We start from the raw sequence: 18,927 nt of genomic DNA, 5'->3' as shown, positions 1-18,927 counted from the left end.
GCGCGAGGTGGACTACAGCCACCACCGCCAGGACAGCCCCGCGAGCGTGGTGTAGCCGACCACGGAGCGCTGGATGTGTCCTTCGGGCGAGAGGAAGTACACCGTGGGGAAGACGTCCACGCGCCAGGTGCGCTGGAGCGCGTCGTCCCCCAGGAGGACGGGATAGTCCACGCCGTGGGCGTCGACGAAGCGCTGGACGTCCGCCGTGTCCTCGTACGCCACGGCGACGGACACCACGTGGGCCGAGTCCCCCGCGAGCTTCCGGAGCTGGGAGAGGTTGGAGGACTCCGCGCCGCAGACACCACACCAGGGGGCCCAGAAGGCGAGCACCACGGGGCGGCCGCGCAGGGACTCCAGGCTCACCGTGTCTCCGCTCAGCGTGCGCAGCGTGAAGTCCGGGGCGGGGGTGCCCGCGCGGGCGTGGCGTCGCGTCTGCCAGGTGCTCACGGCCACGAAGACGAGGCCGATGAGGAGCAGGTCCACGCCCCAGCGGACCCACCAGCGGCGGCGGGCCTGTTCCCAGGTGCCTCTCGCCCGCGCCCATGTGCCAGACATCACTTCGACCTCCACGTTGGCGGCCGCGCGGTGTGGCGCGCCCTGCCGCGCATCCTGCCACCGGATGGGCCCTCCCGCGTCGATGCGGGAGGGCTCACCGGTTCGAGTCACGTCAGGACGGGGAGGGGAGCAGCTCCTCGGGTTGCCACGACGCCGTCCTCACGCTGTCGCTGGCGATGCGCTGGGAGCGTCCCAGGGCCTTGCTCAGCGCGTGTCCCGCCCGCTCCAGCGCGCGGTCCACGGCGGCGGCCAGGGTGGCTTCGGACGCCTCCACCGCCAGTTGCCCGCCGTGCTCCAGCCGCACTGTCACCTTGGCGACCTTGTCCACGCCTCCGCGTGGGCCGTTGATGTCCTCCAAGCGCACCGTCACGTCCCGGACCCGGTCCGACAGTCGCCCCATCGCGAAGCGCGCGCGGCGCTCGCAGTAGTCGCGCAGGGTGTCCGTGAGGGAGAAGTGACGGGCTCGGATTTCGATTCGCATCCTCGGCTCCTTGCGGCCCACCATGGGCCTGGGATGTATCTGCTGCGCCGGTCATTTCCGCGCCAATAGGAAAAGCCCCCACGGACCTTCGAAAAAATGAGGGGATTCGACGCGGAATGACGGTGGGGGAGCGAGGGTTGCGCCCGTGTGCGGTCCGCGTCGACGGCGTCCTTCGCCGAACTGGGACAGGTGTGTCCGCGCGGTCGGGATGTCCGCCGTCGACAGGTGCGTTCGGGCGATTTGGGGGCGAAAGGTCTTGGCGGAGGAGTGGTGCCCGGGACCGGTGAGGGGAAACCTCAACAGTCCCGGGCACTTCCGTCTGCGCGCGATACAGGATTCGAACCTGTGGCCTTTGGCTCCGGAGGCCAACGCTCTATCCAGCTGAGCTAATCGCGCAAACGCCTGTGACGGGGGCACAAGTAGTCGAAGTCATCGACGGACGCAAGCACACAATCCCACCAGCGCCTCCGGAATGACACCTTCCGAGAGGGGCCGGGGGGCTCCCCAGGGCGCCCGAGGGCCAGGGGGACGGCCGGGGCTCCCGCGCCTCGGCCCTCGGTTCCCCTCCCGCCCTACGGCGTCGAAGTCGCGGGAGACAGGGACGGATCGAGGAGGTCCAGGTCCGCTCGGCCCGCGTCGTTGACCCATCCCGACCGTGGGTTGGGGCGGCGAAGGCGAGCGTTGGCGGGGAGGACGGGGGGGGCCTGCATTGGTCTCCACGGTTGGGACCGTGGGCGCCCGGTCAGGCGCCGTGGGTTGCTCGCCAGCGCTCGAAGAGGGCTTCGACGTCCCCGGGACTCACCGAAATGTACCGCGACCAGCTCGAGGTCTCCTCCACCGCGGCGCGAAGGCATTCGCGGATGATGCGTTCGTCGTCATGCATGGGCACATCCCTACGCGAGTCATCTCTGGAGTCAGGTCGTTCGAGATTGTCTTCGGGATGTGTTCGAGATGTATGAGACAAACCCGTCGCTTGATGGGGTTGTGTCGGGTTCGACCTGGCGGTTCCAGTTGGCGTTCAAGAACTTGCGACGTGGATTGTGGGTGCTCCCGGAATTCATGTCCCTTGGTGACGAATGAGCACGGCGAGTTCGCCCTGAAGGTCGCGGACCGCGAGGCCTATCGTCTGCTCGCCGTAGCTCGTGGGGTACCGCTCTGGTCCTGGGCGCAGAAGCGCTTCATCCCCTCGGAGAAGGGCAACACCGTGCGGCTCCACCTCGGACCCATGGCGTTCTCCAAGAGCGACCCGGAGCCCGACCCCAACGTGTCCTGGGACTGTACCCGCCTCATGCCCTTCCGGGTGTTCGGTACCTGGGTGTCCCAATGGGAGTGCACGGACTCTTGTGGTGAGGAGTCCCTCCACTTCTCCTTCTTCACCGAGTGGGAGGATTGAGTCGGGCCAGCGCCCGCCCGAGATGACACGAGGGGCGGGTGGATTCCCGGGGCCTCGAGGCCACTGGGGTCGTCGGGGGACGGAGAAGACGCCGTGCCCCGGTGAAGAGCCTGGAGCTGGCGGGAGGGCATGGTGGGGTCGATTCCACTCATCTTCCTCTTGTCATCCAGTTGAGATTGTAATGCGTCGCATATTCTCGCTGGAGGGTCCAAGCATGAAGCTCCACGTCGCCCTGGGTGTCCTCGTTCTCGGAATCATGACTTCGTGTGGAGTTGCTCCCGAGGGCGGAGAGGGGGAGGAAGCGTTGCCTCCGGAGTCCTCCGAACAGCCCGCGGACGTCGAGGCTTTCGAGACCCAGATCAGCTGTACGGTATGGGGCGATTCCGGGTGCTGTAGTGATACCGAAATCAGGCAGGTGCGCTATTGCGCCCAGCTCTCCTGTCGGTATCCAGGAATCTGTCAGTACGTCACGCAATGGACTGAGTGGAGGTGTGTCCTGACGCCCGGTGGCATGCCCTCTTGTTGGTGAGCTGCCGTCTCGGGACGTGGCGCTCTCACGTGGCGGATCAGCGGCCAGCGATGTCCACTCTTCCCTGGCCGCACGATACGGGGACCCTCCAATGATATATCAGGTCCTCGGCGGTACCCGCGCCACGGCGCTGCCCAACATGACTGGATGAGATTCGACGGCCCGGACGCAACCCGAAGCAGGCGTTGCCGAAAAGTCATGGAGCCCCCTCGAACCAGAAAGGATGTGGGCGCATGAAGGCTTCCAGTCAGTTGCGAGTCGTTGGCCTGGCGGTGGGACTGTCGGTCGCGGCGTTGTTCGGATGTGGTGAGGATGGAGAGGCCTCTCACAGGAGGCAATCCGTCACGAACGAGGACACCGTTGCCTGCGCGATGACCGACGCGACGGACCCCGTGGTCGCACGGCGCCTCGAGGGCGCGACGCTCACCGCCATGGGCGCGCCGACCGTCCGCGAGGTGAACGGCAAGAGGGTCTCGTCCCTCGACGTCAGGGTGGATTTCCCGCGAGCTTCGGCGGGGGGGACGGCCGCCCAGGGTAGTGGACGCGGCAAGGTCCAATGCAGCGGCTCATGTTCAGGGGCCATCTGCGATCCGCCCCGGGGCTGTGACCCTACGGCGACGGGTTGCACGCAGCTCTACTGCAGCGTGGGCTGCAACTCGACCTGCACGAAGACCATGGAATACGACCCGGATGGTGGCACGGACGCCGGAACCGCCGACGCCGGGAGTTCGGACGCTGGCGCCTCCGACGCTGGGGCTTCCCGCCTCGAGTAGTCGGGCCACAGGGAGGACGAGGCTGGCGTGCGTACCTCCCCTGCGACGGAGATGCACGCCTGTGCGGTCTGCTCCAGGGAGCGGCGCCAGGCGTGCCAGTACTCGTTCAGGGGAGCGTCAGGTTCAGTTGCCTGAACGTGAAGGCGTACAGCAGGGTGCTGACGTAGCCGGTCATCACGTTGCCGTTGCAGGTCGGCGACGAGACGGTGTGTTTGATGTTGCTCCAGGTGTTGAGCGTGACGGTCAATGCGCCGGTGTCATCCAGCTCGAACTGGAGCTTGTCTGGGGCGAACACGGAGAAGTGCTGGGTGTCGGTCGTTCCGGACTGCGTGGTGACGTAGGTCCGGTCGTCGAAGAACTGCACGCCATTGTTGGCCGGACTGGTCAACCTCGCCGGCATCCGAAGCCGGATGCCGTTGGGGATCTGCACGTAGTATTCTGGCACGTAGCCGTTCACATATCCGCTGAAGTGCGAGATCAGCGGTTGCTGCGATGGCGTGGCAGGGCGCAGGGAGATACCCGTAATCATCACGAAGCGGTTGCCGCCCAGCTTCATGAAGTCGAATTGCTGTTGAACCAGGCTCGCGCAGCTCTGGGCCGCGGCTTCGGTTCCGAGGAAGAGAGTCAGCGCGAACAGGAGACGAGCCAGGGCACGGAAGGATGTCATGGAGAGTCCGGAGCCGGAGGAGTGAGGCCCATGCGCACCGCCGGCTTTCGGAGCGATGGGGCAGCAAACGCAAATCATCCCAGATGGACGGCTCCCACCGTGGCGTGTCACCGCGCGGAGGAGCCTGTCCGTCCTAGATGCTGAGCCACGCGGTGTTGAGCCGGGTATCCGCGGTGATGGCCGGAATCCTCTGCCCGGAGACAAAGCCCACGTAGGGCGCGGCGCCGGTGTAGCAGAGCTGCTTCACCAGATCGCACTGGGCCAGGTTTCCACCCTCGGCTCCCGCCCAGAGGCTCCGCACCTGGCCATTCCAGTAGATGATGACCGGCAGGCTGATGACGGTGAGATAGACGACCTTCGAGAGGTCGAGCACGCCGATGCCATCCGCGGGGTTCCGGTTCAGGCAGAGTCGAGACCCCCCGTAATTCTGGGACGAGTAGAGCCAGAGGGCACTGGGGTTGTTGCAGTCCAGGACGATCGGCAGGATGTGTGGCTGCACCTGTCCATCCAGCCCCGCCTGCTGCCGCATCCGGGTGGCCTCCTGCGCCTCCCGTTCAGCGCGCGTGACGAGCAGCGTGTACTGCTCCACCTCCCCGGTCGCGGTCACGTTGACGATGATGTCCTCGAGCAGCGCTTCGTCACCACCCGAGGGAGCGGTAGGAGCGGAATCATCCGGCGGAGGCATCCCACAGCCCGCCAACAAGATGACGGCACATCCCAATCGAAACAACGGCGACGCGTTCATCTCGCATCTCTCTCTGGGCACCTCATGTGCCCGCGGTCGTGAGTCGGCTTCCAAGGCGCGCTGCGGCCTTCGTGTCCTGCTGGACGGAAATCCTCGGGCAGGCCGAGTTAAGTTGGAATTCGCTAAAATTAGGGAGATGCTGAGCCGGGCGAGAGAACGGAGGTCCCATGCGCGACGGCATGCTTCGAAGCCCGCAGGTCCATGCGCTCGTTCGCCTGATCAACGAGACACACGAGCAGCCCATGGTCGTGGAGGCTCGGTCCCGGCATCTGCTCGCCGGGCTCTGTCGAATCCTGGGAGCGGAGGCGGGGGCGTGCGTGATGGAGCGGGACTTCCGGCCCGGGGGCCAGGCGGGGTTCACGGAGATCGTCCTGGAGGGCTGGAGCGGGAGCGCCGTGCCCGCGCTCCAGGCGCTCCGGACGCTGGGGAGCGAATGCAATCCCGCCATCCGTTCCCTGCGGGCGCGCTGCTCGACGCCTGGCACCCTCGTCACGGCGACACGTCGCGAGCTGGTGGATGACCCGAGCTGGTATGGCGCTCCCTACATCGAGCACTACCTGCGCCCCACGGGACTCGATGACTCGTTGTATTCGAGCCGGTGGTCGGGGCTCCCGGGGGTTGCGCGGGGCATCGGGCTCTATCGCGAGCGGAGTGGACGCCCCTTCGACGTGGCCGACCGCGAGCTGCTTCACCTGTTCCATGCCGAGTGCGGCGCCATGTTCGATCCTCCGGCGCCCTCGATACGCGAGGCTCCGGACGGCAGGCTGGCTCCGCGTGAGCGTCAGACGCTCGACCTGTTGCTCGACGGACTCGCGGACAAGCAGATCGCCGAGCGGCTCGGCATCAGCCGCTTCACGGTGAACCAATACACGAAGACGCTCTACCGCCGCTTCGGCGTGCAGTCCCGAGCCGCGCTCATCGCGCGGCTGCTCGGAGACAAGGCCGCGGGGGCATGAGTCGTCGGGGGCCGCGACGGACTCCACGCCGTCGCCGCGGTGTATCCGAGGAGACGAGGCCTATGGAGACCAACGGATGCGCTTGACGCCTCCATGGGTCGCGCACACGGCATCGGCCCAGGGTCGACAGCTTCCGCAAGCCTGCTCGGACTGCATGAGACTCTCATCACAGCAGCGGACCCCACAGGTCCTGTATCCAGGAACACACGCATCCGGAGGCTGGACGACGCAGAGTCGCGCTTCGTTTTCCGAGAGCTCGACCGCGTCGTCATCGTGGGGGAGAGGGGGCGAAGGGTCCTGCTCACTCCCTCCACATGCCGCCAACAGGAAACCCATCGACAACGCAAGACGTCGAAGACTGGTGGTTCGCATGGCGTTCTCCGTGCCCGTCCACATGACTAGAGTTTGACGACCCCGGCTCGCTTCATCCACCCGATGCCGTCCTCCGCGGAGGAGGTGGAGACCGCGAAGAACTCGACGCCTTCGCTGTCGTTGTAGTAGGTCCAATCGCAGTACCCGCCGACGACCTCTCCCGCGTACTTGTGCTTGAGGAGCGTCGACCCCTGGGTCGGCTTCTCCCAGACACCGGCCGCGCTCCAGACGACCCGGTACTGACAGGCCATGGCCGTCACGGGCCTGTCTCCGGCCTGCGCGGGGTCCTGGGGAACGGCGGGTGAGGCTTCCTCGACGCCTTCGCCACAACCCACGAACAGCAATGACGTGAACGCAAACGCCGCGACGAATCGCATGGCAATGCCTCCAGCGAGCAGTGTGCGGTCAGGATGACATAGGTTGCCTCAGGCAATCAATTCTGGAATTGAAGTTTGTTCTTGGTTGGGGCCGGGGCTCCCTGCGGGCGAGCGGGTGGCGGGTGGGAACCGGAGAGTCCGCCGATGGGGCCTGAATCCGCGCCCTCCCCTCGAGGGCGCCCCAGCCGCATCCTCCACCGCGTTCACGCAGCGCGCAGAGGACCTCCGCCATGGCTCACGACCACTCGCACCCCGCCTATCACCCCGTTCCGCCGAACTTCGGCGCCGAGCGCGCCGCGCACTACGACGCCCAGGCCGCCATCAGCCTCGCTGGCTTCTCCGCGGTGTACGAGCTGGGCGCCAGCGCGCTCACGGCCCGACTCGCGGGGAAGGATGCCGCGTCACTGCTCTTCGTGGGGGTGGGGACGGGGGCGGAGCTGGTGCCCTATCCGCGGTTCGGTGTGCCTGGCTGGCGCTTCACCGGCGTGGAGCCCTCGGACCCGATGCTCGCCGTCGCGCGCACCCGCCTGGAGTCCGAGGGGCTGCTCTCCCGCACGACGCTCCACCTGGGGGAGCTGCGGACCCTCCCCGAGCGCGCGCCGTTCGACGGCGCCCAGTTGATGGGCGTCCTGCACCACGTGGCCGGGGAGGCGGCCCGGCTGGAGCTGCTCAGGGAGGTGGCCCGGCGTCTGGTCCCCGGAGCCCCGCTTGTCGTGGGCTGCCGCGTCGGCAAGGACCCGGTGCTGATGGACGTGGAGGTGCAGCGGCTGCGCGCGTTCGGTGTCCCTTCCGAGGAGCTGGCGCGTCGACGGCAACACCTGCAATCCCATCAGCCCATCGAGTCCGACGCCGCGCTCGTCGAGATGCTCGCCCGCGCCGGCTTCGCATCGCCCCGCGTGCTCTTCGTCTCGCTCCAGTTCAAGGTCTTCCTGGCCCACTTCGAACCGGAGGGGACGCCCCGGACGTAGTGGCGCGTCCGTGGGGGCCCCTCGGCCTTCAGCTCCCTCCGCCGAACAGGCCCAGTTGCTCCACGGGGCCCATGGGCGGCACGGGGCTGTCGTCCGCGGGAAGCTCGCGGCGCGTGGGCCGCGGTGGTTCGGCGCTGGGGGGCGGCGCCGCCGGCACGGGAGGCGGGACCTCGTATCGCTCCGGACGCCAGAAGCCGTCGCGGGCCATGCGGACCCGCTCACGCAGGTCGGGCAGCAGCTCCGGGTCCAGCGGCACCAGTCGCTGGGCCTCGGCGGCCTCCAGGGGCTCGAAGACTTGAATCTCTTCCAGCCACCACGCCACCGTGCCCCGGCTGGACGCGCCCGCGGGCTTCCACCACGGGTCGACCCCGAACGAGCGATAGTCATTGCCGAGCGTGGACACCTCGGCCAGGCGCGCCATCGCCACGTAGGCGCGGGAGGGCAGGGCGCTGGCGGCGGGGGCCTCCAGGCCGTGGCCCTTGCGGAGCCACTCCACCGCCTCCGCGTCGTACTCGCGCGTGGCATAGATGGCCAGCCAGCACCCCATCAGCTCCGGCGGCGGGTGCAGGGGATGGCGGCGCGCGGGCATCCCCAGGCGCGCGGGCTCGTGGTCGTGCACGAAGACGTTCCACATCCCGTGATGCGTGAGCGCCCAGGTCCACGGGCGGGCGAGCGGGAAGTGGAACACCCCGGTGCCTCGGCTCGTATACCGATAGGGTCCGGCGAAGTTGATGCTGCGGACGTCCTGCATCGACGGCTCCTCGCGGCCGGGCCTACGCGCTGCCCATGGGCGGCTCGTGTCGGGAGACGCGCGCGGTCTCCTCGTTGGCGCGCACCAGATAACCCAACAGCATGAGCGAGGAGATCTCCTCCAGGACCTGGTTGCGGGCCGCCTCCGGAATCAGCGGCGCCAGCTCGTTCAGGAGTCCCTCCGTGTACGTCTCGAGCACCCCGGGGAGCTCGGTGCCGGCGTGCTCCTCGACGAGCGCCTCGGCCTCCGACTCGGTGAGGGTCTGGAGTCGCTCCAGGAACTCAATCGCGTGATGTGTGCGCTCGGCGTCGGTCATGCGCCCGATGCTACACAAGGTCGCGCGATTCAACGTCGCAGGCCCGGCAACAGGGGCCCGGCGCCGAACTCCGGCGTCATCGCCAACCGGTGCAGCGCCAGCGACAAGAGCCCCAGGGACTCCAGCCGGGAGAGCCCGCCGGGGTCCTCCCAGGCGGTGAGACCCAACCCACCGACTCGGGGTGACGCCATGTTCCTGCGGGCCGTCTCGCAGGCCTCCTTCCAGGCGCGGACCTCGACCTGGGAGACCTGCTGGGTATGAGAGAAGGGCTCCGTCAGGTCCGGGGCCGTCGTCTCTGCGCGGACCGCGGCGAGCAGCTTGTCCAGCTCGTCCCGGGCCTTGGGGCCCAAGCGCTCCGACCGGTGGACGAACCGGAGCGCGGCCTGGAAGCTCGGGTCCCCCGAGGCCACCCGGATGCGCAGTTGCACCAACGCGGAGGACAGGGTGTGCCGGAGCATCACCGCCTCCGTGACAGGAGGACATCGGGGCACCACCCGGGCGTGGGCCGCGCGTGACTCGGCTGCTCACCACTGCTCATCGGACGAACCTCCCGTGAGGTGTCGACGTGGGTGGGGCGGAAGGCCTGAGTCTAGCGGAAGTCGGGGCGGAGGCCGAACCGGCCACCCTCGCCACCCGAGGGGCGCCTCCGTGCGCCGGGGTAGACCCGGCGGCACGGGACGACTTGGGGGATGCGGCGGCGAAGGCTAGGTGGCCTCGCCGATGATGAAGCCCTCGACCTCCGAGATGCGGCCGCGCCAGAGCATGCCGCCCAGGCTCGTGCGGGTGCCGGTGCCCGGGACGAGGATGCCCGCGTCCTTCAGGTGGATGTAGGCGCGCTGGTTGCCCGACAGGGGCAGGATGTCGGCGGCGATGGCGGCCTTCTCCGCGGCCCGGAGCAGCTCCTCGCTGGGCGCCGCCGTCTCGCTCCGCGACTGGATGAAGGCGCCCACCTGCTTGCTGACGTCGGAGGGCAGTCCGCCCTTGGCGAACGCGGCCTCCATCTGCTGGCCGATGGTCTGGAAGTACTCCTTGGGGGAGATGAGCTTGCCGGTCACCAGCGTGCCCCCGACGGAGAGCGTCAGGCCCACCGAGTGGTCGAGCGCGTTCATGAACGCGACGAACTGCTCCAGGAACCAGTCACTGCGCTGGCTCTGCTGGAAGGCCTCGAGGTTGATCTTCGGGGAGTAGTCGGGGGGGAGGATCGACGCGGCGGAGGACTTCTCGGACATCACGATGCTCGCTCGGACGACGGGTGGACACGCCCCATGCACGGCCGGGGCAGGCTGCGCCTCTTGGGGCACCCGAGGCTAGTGCAGGTGGCGCGCGCCTTTCGAGGGGATTCGGCGGAACGGCGCGGGTCGCCTGCGGGGTCGCCCGGGATTGACTCACTCCGCGAGGACCCGGGATGGTGAAGGGATGTGGTTCCTCTTCGGCGTCACCATCGTCGTGCTCTGTCTGATCTTGCCGTTCTGGATCCTCGGCCACTCCTCCGACTTCCAATGGCATCTCGAGAAGTTCCTCGCCAGTGGACTTCCCGTCACGCCCGGGAGGATCGAATCCATGAGCGCGCTGGTCCGGGGAGGACGTGTCAATCACGTCGCGTACTACGGCACGGAGGTGGTCTTCGTCTTCGACAGGCCCGAGGGCCCGGTGCGCGTCGTGACGTCCGTGAGCCTCCCCGAATCGCTGCTGCATCTGTTCATCGCGGGCAGCCGCTGCTCGGCCCGCCTCGCCCGTGAAGACCCCCGCCGACTGGTTGTCGTCTCCATCGACAACGCCCATGGGGTCGCGACGCCGGTACAACTGGTCTCCGGCCCGCTCTACACGGCCTTGCGCGAGGTCAAAGGCTGACGCGGCGCGTGGTCGGGCTGGGTTTGGAGGGATGAGAGGCATTGAGGGACGATGCGCCCATGCGCTCATCCTCGAAGCCGTGGAGCTGTCTGTGCGTGGTGCTCGTCGGAGTGTCCCTCGGTGGCTGTGACGCCCCACCCCAGCAGTCCCGGGGGGAGGACGGGGAGGGGGAATCCCGAGGGGCCGCGGTCGACTTCGCCGTCGGCATCTCCGACTCGGACCCGGACACGTTCACCCACCCGGCGTGGAGTGGACTCAACGTGCGGCGGGCACGGGCCGTCGTCCCATATGACGTCGCGCAGCGCCCCACGACGGACTCGCGCCGACAGACGTTCGAGGCGTGGCTCCAGGCGACGGCGGCCCAGGGCGTGGAACCCTATGTGACGCTGGGGCCGAGTGATCGCTATAAAGTTGCCAGCGGCAAGTATCTGGCGCCCACGGACGTCGAGTACCGCGCGGCGTTCGAGGCCTTCCACGCCGCGTATCCCGCCGTCACGCTCGTCGGGGCCTGGAACGAGCCGAACTTCCCCAACACCGTCCTCCAGAGCGGCGTCCCGCTGGACCAGGCGGCGTGCGACAGCGAGGACCTGGAGCGCTGCGGTCCGCTGCGCGCGGCGTTCTACTACCGGCTCGTGGTGAGCCTCTGCCCGGAGTGCACCGTGGTCGCCGGTGAGTTCGACGCCACGCCGAACGACCCCTACTGGGACCGCTACCGCGTGTTCCTCCGGAGCCACCGGCCGAAGCTGTGGAGCGTACACACCCACCACGACGCCAATCGCTATCAGTCCGGTGGGCACCACTGTGTCCCGGGGGACATGAGCTGCACGACGCGCACGTTCGTCAACTGGCTCGGCGGGCTGGATTCGAGCTGGGACGTGGGACACATCTGGCTGACCGAGGTGGGCGCCTTCTACCGGAACGCGGATGGTCAGGTGTTCGGTGATGCGTCGCAGCGGGACACGGCGAAGTTCATCCTCCGACTGCCCAACCTCAGCGCGCGTATCACCCGTGTCTACTATTACAACTACGCCAATCGCTGCTCGACGGCCGCCACGTGCGCGATGCAGGACCGGGGCATCATCGCGCCGGAGCCGCTCGATGGAAGTCCCTTGTCCTACGACACCGCCGGCCGCCTGCGCCCCGCATACGCGGTGATTCGCGACCGGGATACGAACGGTCCGTGAGCCGCCGCGCCCGGCGGGCGCAAGCGCCGGTGGGACGTGCGGAAGGGGGACCGGCGCGGTGATGAAAAGGAGTGAAGCATGGGACTGACGGCATGGGCCGTTCAGGCGGGAGTCCTCTGTCTCGGGTTGGCGGCCGCGGGACGTTCGGAGGCCGAGGTCGCCACGCCGCAAGTGGTGGACGTGGGAGCCCTCTCCCAGCGGTTCTCCGACTTCCAACGCCGCTGCGCCGTGGACGGCCAGCGCTTGTGGGGCCAGTCCTTGTGCGGGCCCTTGTTGGTCGTCGAACCCGACACGCGCGTCTTCGTCGCCAGTCAGCGTCCGGGCACGTCCGGCCGCGCCGCGGTGGGCACGGGGCCGTGGTTGGGGGTGATTCCGGAGGGCGTGGACCTCGCGGACACCGCGCTGACCTGGGCGGGCGCGACGTGGGTGCAATTGCGCGCGCCGTTGCCCGAGTCGCCGGAGCGGCTCGACGCGTTGCTGATCCACGAGGCCTTCCACCGGACGCGGGTCTCGCGGGGACACGAGGAGCTGGGGGAGGGGGCCAACGCGCACCTCGACAGCGCCGAGGGGCGGACGCTGCTGCAGCTCGAGTGGCGCGCGCTCGCGAGCGCCCTCCAGGCGCAGCGGCCCGCCGAGCGGCGCGAGGCCATCGAGGACGCGCTCGTGTTCCGGGCCGCGCGTCAGGCACGCTTCCCCACCGGCGCCGTCGAGGAGCGGGCGCTCGAGCGGGAGGAGGGGCTCGCCGAGGACACCGGCCTGGCCGTCAGCGCGAGGGACGCGGAGGCCCGCAGGCGGCTGGTGCTCGAGAACCTGTCGACGGGGGCGCTGCGGCGCTCGTTCGTGCGCGCCTTCGCGGAAGCCTCCGGCCCCGCGTACGGGGCGCTGCTCGACGACTCCTCCGCCGCGAACACGTGGCGCGCCGCCGTCCTCGCGGACGGGGACCTGGGGCTGCTGCTCGCGCGCGCGTTGCGTCTGCCGGAGGCGCCCGTCGTCGTCGCGTCGGCGGTGGCGGCGCGCGCGAAGCGCTACAACGGCGATGCCCTGCGCGAGGCGGAGGTGGACCGGGAGCGGGTGACGCGGGCGCGCGCGGAGCGGATGCGCGCGCTGCTGGTGGAGGGGCCCGTGCTGCGGCTGGTGCTGAGTGGCGGGGACTTCCTGGTCAACCCGGGGCCCCATGTCGCGCTCGCCGAGCACGGCACCGTCTTCCCCGGCGCGCGCCTCGTGGAGGACTGGGGTTCGCTCGAGGCGACCGCGGAGGTGCTCGTCTCGGCGGACGGCGCGTTCGCGGTGGTGGCGGGCCCCATCTCGGACGCCGAGGGCTCGCGCCTGGAGGGCGTGGGCTGGGTGTTGGAGCTGGCGCCGGGCTGGCAGTTGGGGCCCGGTGAGCGGGAGGGGGACTTCATCCTCGAGGAGGTGCTCGCTCCGGTGCCCTGAAGCGGACGGGCCGTCAGGAGGCCTCGGGCTTGGGGTCGGGCAGGTGGATGCGCACGGTGCGCACGCGCCGGGGCGTGGCCTCCAGCACCTCCAGCTCGAGGCCGTCCTTGGTGCGCAGCTTCGCGCCCGGCTCCGGGATGGCGCCGCCCGCCAGCGCGATGCTCAAGCCCGCAACCGTCGAGTAGTCCTCGTCCTCGTCCAGCTCCAGGCCCAGCTCGCGGTTGACGTCCCGGATGGCGGCCGAGCCCTGGACCACGGCCACCGCGGGGCCCTCGCGGCGCACCAGCTCCTCGGGGGTCTCCGACTCGCTGAGGATGTCGCCCACCAGCTCCTCGACCAGGTCCTCCACCGTCACCAGCCCCACCACGCCGCCGCGCTCGTCCACGATGAGCGCCAGCTGCATGCGCCGGCGCTGCAGCTCCTTGAGGGCGTCCATGGCGCGCATGGTCTCCACGAGGAACAGCGGCGGACGCAGCACGTCCTCGAGGACGATGAGGTTGCCCTCCCAGGCCACCGCGAGCAGGTCCTTGGCGATGACGTAGCCGACGATGTTGTCGAGCGTCCCCTCGAACACCGGCATGCGCGAGTGCCCGCTCTCCAGCAGCAGCCGCCGGATCTCCTCCGCGCTCGCGTGGCGGCGCAGCGCGATGATCTGCTCGCGCGGAATCATCAGCTCGCCCACCGTCAGCTCGCCCATCTCGAACGCGCGCGCGGCGATCTCCCCGGCGCGCGGGTCCAGCGAGCCCTGCTTCGCCGCCTCCTCCACCAGCGCCTGGAGCTCCTCGGCGGACAGCCGGCTCTCGCTGAAGTTCGTCCGGTCCCCGAACAGGCGCAGCACCACGTTCGAGCTGGCCGTGAGGAACCACACCACGGGGCGCATCAACCACGACAGGCCGCGCAGCGGCTTGCCGATGATCAGCGCGTAGCGCTCGCTGGCCCGGAGCGCGAGGGACTTGGGCACCAGCTCCCCCAGCACGAGGGAGAGGTAGGAGACCGCCGCGACCACGCCCGCCAGGGCGACCTCATCCGCCGTCTGCTCGGGGATGCCCACGTCGACGAGCACCCCGGCGAGCCGGGTGGCGATGCTCGCGCCACCGAAGGCGGCCGCCGTCGCGCCGATGACGGTGATGCCGATCTGCACCGTGGCCAGGAACCGCTCCGGGTTGGCCCGCAGGGCCTCCACGGACTTCGCCGAGCTGCTCCCCGCGTCCATCAGCTCCTTGAGCCGGGTGCGTCGCACGGAAATGATCGCCAGCTCCGCCCCGGCGAACACGCCGTTGGCCAGGACGAGCAACAAGATGATGAGCAGCTCCGTGACGATGATGGCCCTCCTCTCCAGGGCCCTCTACCGTATCCGTTGGGGCCCGGTTGCTCACTCACCAAGTGACTGCAAGAGGAGTGACAATTGGTCCTGGCTCGCGCCCTTGGGCAGGTAGTAGTGGGGACCGGACAACAGTGCGGCGCCCACGTCCTGTGCGGCGGCGGACGTCAGGAATACGATTCGCGGCAGCTGACCCCGGGGCAGCCGCTCGACGACCTCCCGCCCGCTCATGCCGGGCATGTGGAGGTCCAGCAGCATCACCTCGTAGCGTTCCCCGCGTTGCAGGCTCTCCAGGGCCTCGCGGCCATCGGCCGCCTCGGTGGCCTCGTAGCCGAGCTCCTCCAGGCTGAGCCGCAGGAACTCCCGCCAGTCCGCGTCGTCGTCGACGACCAGGACCTTCCTGGAGAATTCGTCCGTGTCCAGTCGCGCCAAGCATCCTCCCCGACACGGGAAGAACCCCCCTGCGGACCCGGCGCATTCGCGGCCGGTGGAATCCACGGAGCTGGCTGGAGGGCGGCGGGGCAGGCGCTCAGAAGAGGGCCATGCCCAACTGCGTCACCAGGTACTGGAGGGCGGGGCGGACGTTGTGACTCGCCGTCCGGGGCGTCTCCGTGCGGGCCGTGCGGCACCAGGCGGGCTCGCCCACCAGCCGTCCGTCCGAGTGGCCGAACACCCGGAAGCGCCCCAGGTCCGTGGAGCTGCCCGCGTTGAAGACGCGCAAGGGGCGGCCCTCGGCGGTGTCCAGCACGCAGTCGTTGGGCCGGTGGCGGTGGCCGTGCAGCACCAGGTCGCAGCGGCCCTGCGCGCGCGTCACCAGCTCCGCGCCCAGGGGGAGCTCGGAGGCGTGGGGCCAGCCCATGCGCGTGGCGAGCCGCTCCGGGAAGCTCTCCTCGGGCAGGGGCAGCACGTGGTGATGCAGGAGCACCGCCACGAGCGCGTCGACGGGCGCGGTGTCGAGCGCGGCGTCCACCTGCTCCAGCGTGTCGCGCGTCAGCTCACCGTGGCTCGCGAAGTAGTTGCGGTTGTGCTCGCCGGTGGAGTCCACGCACACCAGGAACAGCCCCGGCCGCTCCACCGTGCGTACCTTCTGGCCCTCCATCCAGGTACCGCCCACGTCCTCTCCCGGGCGGTCGTGGTTGCCGGGGATGATGGTGACGCGGCCCGTGTCCAGCAGCGGGGCGAACAGCTCGTGGAACCGCGCGTACTCCGCGTTCGAGCCCTGGTGCGTCAGGTCCCCGGTCACCACCGCGTGGTCCACGTGGCCGGCCTGGAGCGCGTCGACGAGGGCGCGCGCGGCGGCGTCACTCGTGGGGGTGAGGTCGAGGTGGAGATCCGAAAGATGCGCCAGCGTCCGGGTGGGCATGCCAGGCAACGTAGGCATCGCTCGCGTCGTCTTCACGGCTGCCGCGTGAAACCCACGCGAGCGAGAGGAAACGTCTGTGCGTCAGCTGGCGGCCCACTCGTCCTGGGGGGTGAGGGCGGTGTCGTCCGCGGACGTGCGGACGCGGCCCACGAGCCGGGTGCCGGGGCCCACGCGCAGCCGCGTCCCGCGCCACTCCACGGTGCGGAAGAACAGGCCATGCCACCACGCGACATAGAGGAGCACGTCCTTCACCAGCACCGCGGGAAGGGCCCACGCGGACACCGGCTGGGGGCGCAGCGCGCGGAACGCGGCGAGGTCGACGAGCACCTTGCCCACCACGACCCCCAGGGCAAGCAGCACCGACCGCGGGGAGGGGTTGAGCATGGCACCGAAAACCGCCAGGGGCGCCGGGTTGAGCAGCGACTGCGCCAGGTAGGTGGCGGGCGTCACGGCCGTCCGGTGGATGACGCTCCAGCGCAGGTAGCGCTGGAAGAAGGCGCCCACGCTCTTGCCCAGTGAGACGTTGAACACCGGCGTGCGCGCCACCACCACGCGGCGGCCCAGCTTGCGCGTCACCCACTGTCCGATGACGTAGTCCTCCGCGAGCACGTCCCGGACGGAGAAGAAGCCGCCCAGGGACTCCACGTCCGCGCGGCGCAGCGCCATGGACTTGCCCACCACGATGTCCTGGTTGGCGAAGCGCTTGGCGCCGATCATCCCCGCCGCCGCGCTGGAGGCCAGGTAGAGGTTGTCCAGGAGCGAGCCGAAGGTGCGCTCGCCGATGCCCGCCACCGGGTGCGTGACGCAGCCCACCGTGGGGTCGGCGAAGCCCGCGGCGATCTCCTCCAGGTACCCGGCGCCCACGCGGGTGTTGCTGTCGCTGATGACGAACAGGTCGTGGCGCGCGTGGTCCGCCAGGGTGATGAGCTGGTTCACTTTCGGATTGAGGCCGGGGGTGCCCTCCTGGAGGGCCAGGCGGAAGACGTGGGGCCAGCGCGCCACGGTCGCGCGGGCCACGGCGAAGGCCGGGTCGCGGTGGTCCTTGACGCCCAGCACCACCTCGTACGCGCCCGCGTAGTCCAGGTGCGCGAAGTGCTCCAGGTTGGCTTCCAGGTCGTCATCCACGCCGCACAGCGGCTTGAGGATGGAGATGCCCGGGCGGGGCGCGTCCGGGGGGAGGGTGAGCGCGCGGTCGCGGCGGTGGCGCAGCACGAGCGCGTACTGGATGAGGATGGCGGTGAGGCCGAAGCAGGCGGCGAAGAGGAGGAGGGCGGAAGCAAGGGGCATTCGCGGACGGTCCTCGAAGGGACGCGCGCTCATCGCGCGACCCGACCGACACGCTAGAGAGCCCCCGCGTCAGCGCCGCGGAGCGTGCGCGGCGCCCAGGCCAAATCCGCGTCACGCCCGGGTGAAGCCCGGCCGCGCGTGGCTACTCCCCGAGGTTGCGGCTGCGGGGGTGGCGGATGTCCTTGCCCCGCACCATGTAGACGACCATCTCCGCGACGTTCATCGCGTGGTCGCCGATGCGCTCCAGGTGCTTGGCGATGAACATCAACGCCGTGGCGCGGCGGATGTTGCGCGAGTCCTCCATCATGTAGGCCAGCAGCTCGTTGAAGATCTTGAGGAAGAGCGCGTCGAGCAGGTCGTCGCCCTGGAGCACCTCCTCCGCCTTCGCCGCGTCGCTGGACACGAACGCGTCCAGCGCGCGCTTGACCTGCTGCTGCGCCAGCTCCGCCAGCCGGGGCGTGTCGATGTAGGGCGCCAGCGGGGGGACCTGGTTGAGGTCGATGGAGCGCTCGGCGATGTTGACGGCCAGGTCGCCGATGCGCTCCAGGTCCGTGACGATCTTCAACGCCGTGGTGATGAGCCGCAGGTCGCTGGCGGCCGGCTGGCGCAGCGCGAGGATGCGCCGGCACAGCTCGTCCACCTCCACCTCCAGGCGGTTGACGTCCTTGTCCGCGGCGACGACCTTCTCCGCCAGCGGGCTGTCCCGGTCCGTCAGGGCGCGCATGCTCTGGGAGATGAGGCCCTCCACCTTGGCGCCCATGGCCAGGAGCTTCTCGCGCAAGTCCCTCAGGTCCTGCTCGAAGGCCTTGTCTGTGTGGGTCAACGGCATCTGCGCGAATCCCTTCTACCTTCCGCTCACCCGAACTTGCCGGTGACGTAGTCCTCGGTGCGCTTCTCGCGCGGGTTGGTGAAGATCTGCTCGGTGGGCCCGCATTCCACCAGCTCGCCCATGTAGAAGAAAGCGGTGCGGTCACTCACCCGGGCGGCCTGCTGCATGTTGTGGGTGACGATGGCGATGGTGTACGTCGACTTCAGCTCGTGGATGAGCTCCTCGATCTTCGCCGTGGCGATGGGGTCCAGGGCGCTTGCGGGCTCGTCCATGAGCAGCACCTGGGGCTCCACGGCGAGCGCGCGCGCGATGCACAGGCGCTGCTGCTGGCCGCCGGACAGGCCCAGGGCGCTGTCGTGGAGCCGGTCCTTGACCTCGTCCCACAGGGCGGCGCCGCGCAGGGACTTCTCCACGCGCTGGGCGAGCGCGGCCTTGTCCTTCATCCCGCCCACGCGCAGCCCGTAGGCGACGTTCTCGAAGATGCTCTTCGGGAAGGGGTTGGACTTCTGGAAGACCATGCCCACGCGGCGCCGCAGGTCCACCACGTCCACGCTGCGGTCGTGGATGTCCGTGTCGTCCAGGAGGATGGTGCCGGTGTGGTTGGTGCCCGGGATGAGGTCGTTCATCCGGTTGAGCGAGCGCAGGAAGGTGGACTTGCCGCAGCCGGACGGGCCGATGAGGGCGGTGACGCGCCGGTCGAGGATGGCCAGGGAGACCTTCTGGATGGCCGCCTTGGTGCCGTAGCGCAGCGTCAGCTCGCGGGCCTCCATCTTCG

General features: G+C 69.4%; 23 protein-coding genes and 1 tRNA gene. 7 read left to right on the top strand and 17 right to left on the bottom strand.

The genetic code is table 11. The features are described 5' to 3' along the window. Positions 1-12 precede the first annotated feature (12 nt). The 4 genes from LZ198_RS21705 to LZ198_RS21690 all read right to left on the bottom strand — a co-directional run bounded on the left by LZ198_RS21705 (position 13) and on the right by LZ198_RS21690 (position 1,919). Entirely contained in the window at positions 13-555 is a 543-nt protein-coding gene (locus tag LZ198_RS21705) for a TlpA disulfide reductase family protein (protein ID WP_253973938.1), read from the bottom strand. Between the two features lie 112 nt (positions 556-667). Next, positions 668-1,036, bottom strand: coding sequence for an HPF/RaiA family ribosome-associated protein (locus LZ198_RS21700; RefSeq protein ID WP_253973937.1), 369 nt, complete (start codon positions 1,034-1,036; stop codon positions 668-670). A gap of 322 nt (positions 1,037-1,358) precedes the next feature. Next, positions 1,359-1,432, bottom strand: a tRNA-Arg gene (locus LZ198_RS21695). A 346-nt stretch (positions 1,433-1,778) separates the two neighbouring features. Next, positions 1,779-1,919, bottom strand: coding sequence for a hypothetical protein (locus LZ198_RS21690; RefSeq protein WP_253973936.1), 141 nt, complete (start codon positions 1,917-1,919; stop codon positions 1,779-1,781). Positions 1,920-2,102: 183 nt separating this feature from the next. On the opposite strand from LZ198_RS21690, the gene LZ198_RS21685 reads away from it, so the two are divergent. Next, on the top strand, positions 2,103-2,429 hold the full coding sequence (locus tag LZ198_RS21685; protein WP_253973935.1) for a hypothetical protein: 327 nt from the start codon (positions 2,103-2,105) through the stop codon (positions 2,427-2,429). Positions 2,430-3,191: 762 nt separating this feature from the next. Then, entirely contained in the window at positions 3,192-3,731 is a 540-nt protein-coding gene (locus LZ198_RS21680; protein ID WP_253973934.1) for a hypothetical protein, read from the top strand. Positions 3,732-3,837: 106 nt separating this feature from the next. Here the strand turns inward: LZ198_RS21680 and LZ198_RS21675 are convergent, their stop codons facing one another. Further along, on the bottom strand, positions 3,838-4,398 hold the full coding sequence (locus LZ198_RS21675; RefSeq protein WP_253973933.1) for a hypothetical protein: 561 nt from the start codon (positions 4,396-4,398) through the stop codon (positions 3,838-3,840). Positions 4,399-4,531: 133 nt separating this feature from the next. Next, positions 4,532-5,143, bottom strand: a complete 612-nt coding sequence (locus tag LZ198_RS21670) for a hypothetical protein (RefSeq protein ID WP_253973932.1) — start codon at positions 5,141-5,143, stop codon at positions 4,532-4,534. Between the two features lie 167 nt (positions 5,144-5,310). On the opposite strand from LZ198_RS21670, the gene LZ198_RS21665 reads away from it, so the two are divergent. Continuing rightward, positions 5,311-6,099, top strand: a complete 789-nt coding sequence (locus LZ198_RS21665; RefSeq protein ID WP_253973931.1) for a helix-turn-helix transcriptional regulator — start codon at positions 5,311-5,313, stop codon at positions 6,097-6,099. 398 nt (positions 6,100-6,497) lie between these two features. On the opposite strand, the gene LZ198_RS21660 is transcribed toward LZ198_RS21665, so the two are convergent. Continuing rightward, positions 6,498-6,848, bottom strand: a complete 351-nt coding sequence (locus LZ198_RS21660; protein ID WP_253973930.1) for a hypothetical protein — start codon at positions 6,846-6,848, stop codon at positions 6,498-6,500. 230 nt (positions 6,849-7,078) lie between these two features. Between LZ198_RS21660 and LZ198_RS21655 the strand changes: the two genes are divergently transcribed. After that, positions 7,079-7,816 (top strand): class I SAM-dependent methyltransferase, encoded by a 738-nt coding sequence (locus LZ198_RS21655; protein WP_253973929.1) that lies wholly within the window; start codon positions 7,079-7,081, stop codon positions 7,814-7,816. Positions 7,817-7,844: 28 nt separating this feature from the next. Here LZ198_RS21655 and LZ198_RS21650 read toward each other — a convergent pair whose 3' ends face one another. The 4 genes from LZ198_RS21650 to gvpU form a co-directional block, all read right to left on the bottom strand. Beyond that, positions 7,845-8,567 (bottom strand): hypothetical protein, encoded by a 723-nt coding sequence (locus LZ198_RS21650; protein ID WP_253973928.1) that lies wholly within the window; start codon positions 8,565-8,567, stop codon positions 7,845-7,847. Between the two features lie 22 nt (positions 8,568-8,589). After that, positions 8,590-8,883 (bottom strand): hypothetical protein, encoded by a 294-nt coding sequence (locus LZ198_RS21645; RefSeq protein ID WP_253973927.1) that lies wholly within the window; start codon positions 8,881-8,883, stop codon positions 8,590-8,592. A 29-nt stretch (positions 8,884-8,912) separates the two neighbouring features. Then, complete coding sequence (locus LZ198_RS21640; protein WP_253973926.1) at positions 8,913-9,341, bottom strand: hypothetical protein; 429 nt, start codon at positions 9,339-9,341, stop codon at positions 8,913-8,915. A 246-nt stretch (positions 9,342-9,587) separates the two neighbouring features. Next, positions 9,588-10,112 (bottom strand): gas vesicle accessory protein GvpU, encoded by a 525-nt coding sequence (gvpU, locus tag LZ198_RS21635; RefSeq protein WP_253973925.1) that lies wholly within the window; start codon positions 10,110-10,112, stop codon positions 9,588-9,590. A gap of 187 nt (positions 10,113-10,299) precedes the next feature. Between gvpU and LZ198_RS21630 the strand changes: the two genes are divergently transcribed. From LZ198_RS21630 to LZ198_RS21620, 3 genes are all read left to right on the top strand, one after another. Then, entirely contained in the window at positions 10,300-10,734 is a 435-nt protein-coding gene (locus tag LZ198_RS21630; RefSeq protein WP_253973924.1) for a hypothetical protein, read from the top strand. A gap of 59 nt (positions 10,735-10,793) precedes the next feature. Then, positions 10,794-11,918, top strand: coding sequence for a hypothetical protein (locus LZ198_RS21625; RefSeq protein WP_253973923.1), 1,125 nt, complete (start codon positions 10,794-10,796; stop codon positions 11,916-11,918). A gap of 78 nt (positions 11,919-11,996) precedes the next feature. Continuing rightward, a complete protein-coding gene (locus LZ198_RS21620; protein ID WP_253973922.1) occupies positions 11,997-13,352 on the top strand; it encodes a hypothetical protein in 1,356 nt (451 codons plus the stop codon). A 13-nt stretch (positions 13,353-13,365) separates the two neighbouring features. Here LZ198_RS21620 and LZ198_RS21615 read toward each other — a convergent pair whose 3' ends face one another. From LZ198_RS21615 to pstB, 6 genes are all read right to left on the bottom strand, one after another. Then, on the bottom strand, positions 13,366-14,646 hold the full coding sequence (locus LZ198_RS21615; RefSeq protein WP_253973997.1) for a hemolysin family protein: 1,281 nt from the start codon (positions 14,644-14,646) through the stop codon (positions 13,366-13,368). Between the two features lie 78 nt (positions 14,647-14,724). Then, positions 14,725-15,105: a response regulator gene (locus tag LZ198_RS21610; RefSeq protein ID WP_253973921.1), complete on the bottom strand. Its 381-nt coding sequence runs from the start codon at positions 15,103-15,105 to the stop codon at positions 14,725-14,727. Between the two features lie 97 nt (positions 15,106-15,202). Beyond that, a complete protein-coding gene (locus LZ198_RS21605) occupies positions 15,203-16,054 on the bottom strand; it encodes a metallophosphoesterase family protein (RefSeq protein ID WP_253973920.1) in 852 nt (283 codons plus the stop codon). Positions 16,055-16,117: 63 nt separating this feature from the next. After that, positions 16,118-17,323, bottom strand: a complete 1,206-nt coding sequence (locus LZ198_RS21600) for a ceramide glucosyltransferase (RefSeq protein WP_253973919.1) — start codon at positions 17,321-17,323, stop codon at positions 16,118-16,120. Between the two features lie 142 nt (positions 17,324-17,465). After that, positions 17,466-18,152, bottom strand: a complete 687-nt coding sequence (gene phoU / locus LZ198_RS21595) for a phosphate signaling complex protein PhoU (RefSeq protein WP_253973918.1) — start codon at positions 18,150-18,152, stop codon at positions 17,466-17,468. Between the two features lie 26 nt (positions 18,153-18,178). Further along, positions 18,179-18,922: a phosphate ABC transporter ATP-binding protein PstB gene (pstB, locus tag LZ198_RS21590; RefSeq protein ID WP_253973996.1), complete on the bottom strand. Its 744-nt coding sequence runs from the start codon at positions 18,920-18,922 to the stop codon at positions 18,179-18,181. Positions 18,923-18,927 lie beyond the last annotated feature (5 nt).

The sequence above is a fragment of the Myxococcus dinghuensis genome (assembly GCF_024198235.1).
Lineage (GTDB): Bacteria > Myxococcota > Myxococcia > Myxococcales > Myxococcaceae > Myxococcus > Myxococcus dinghuensis.
This window is presented reverse-complemented; position numbering and strand designations above follow the sequence as displayed.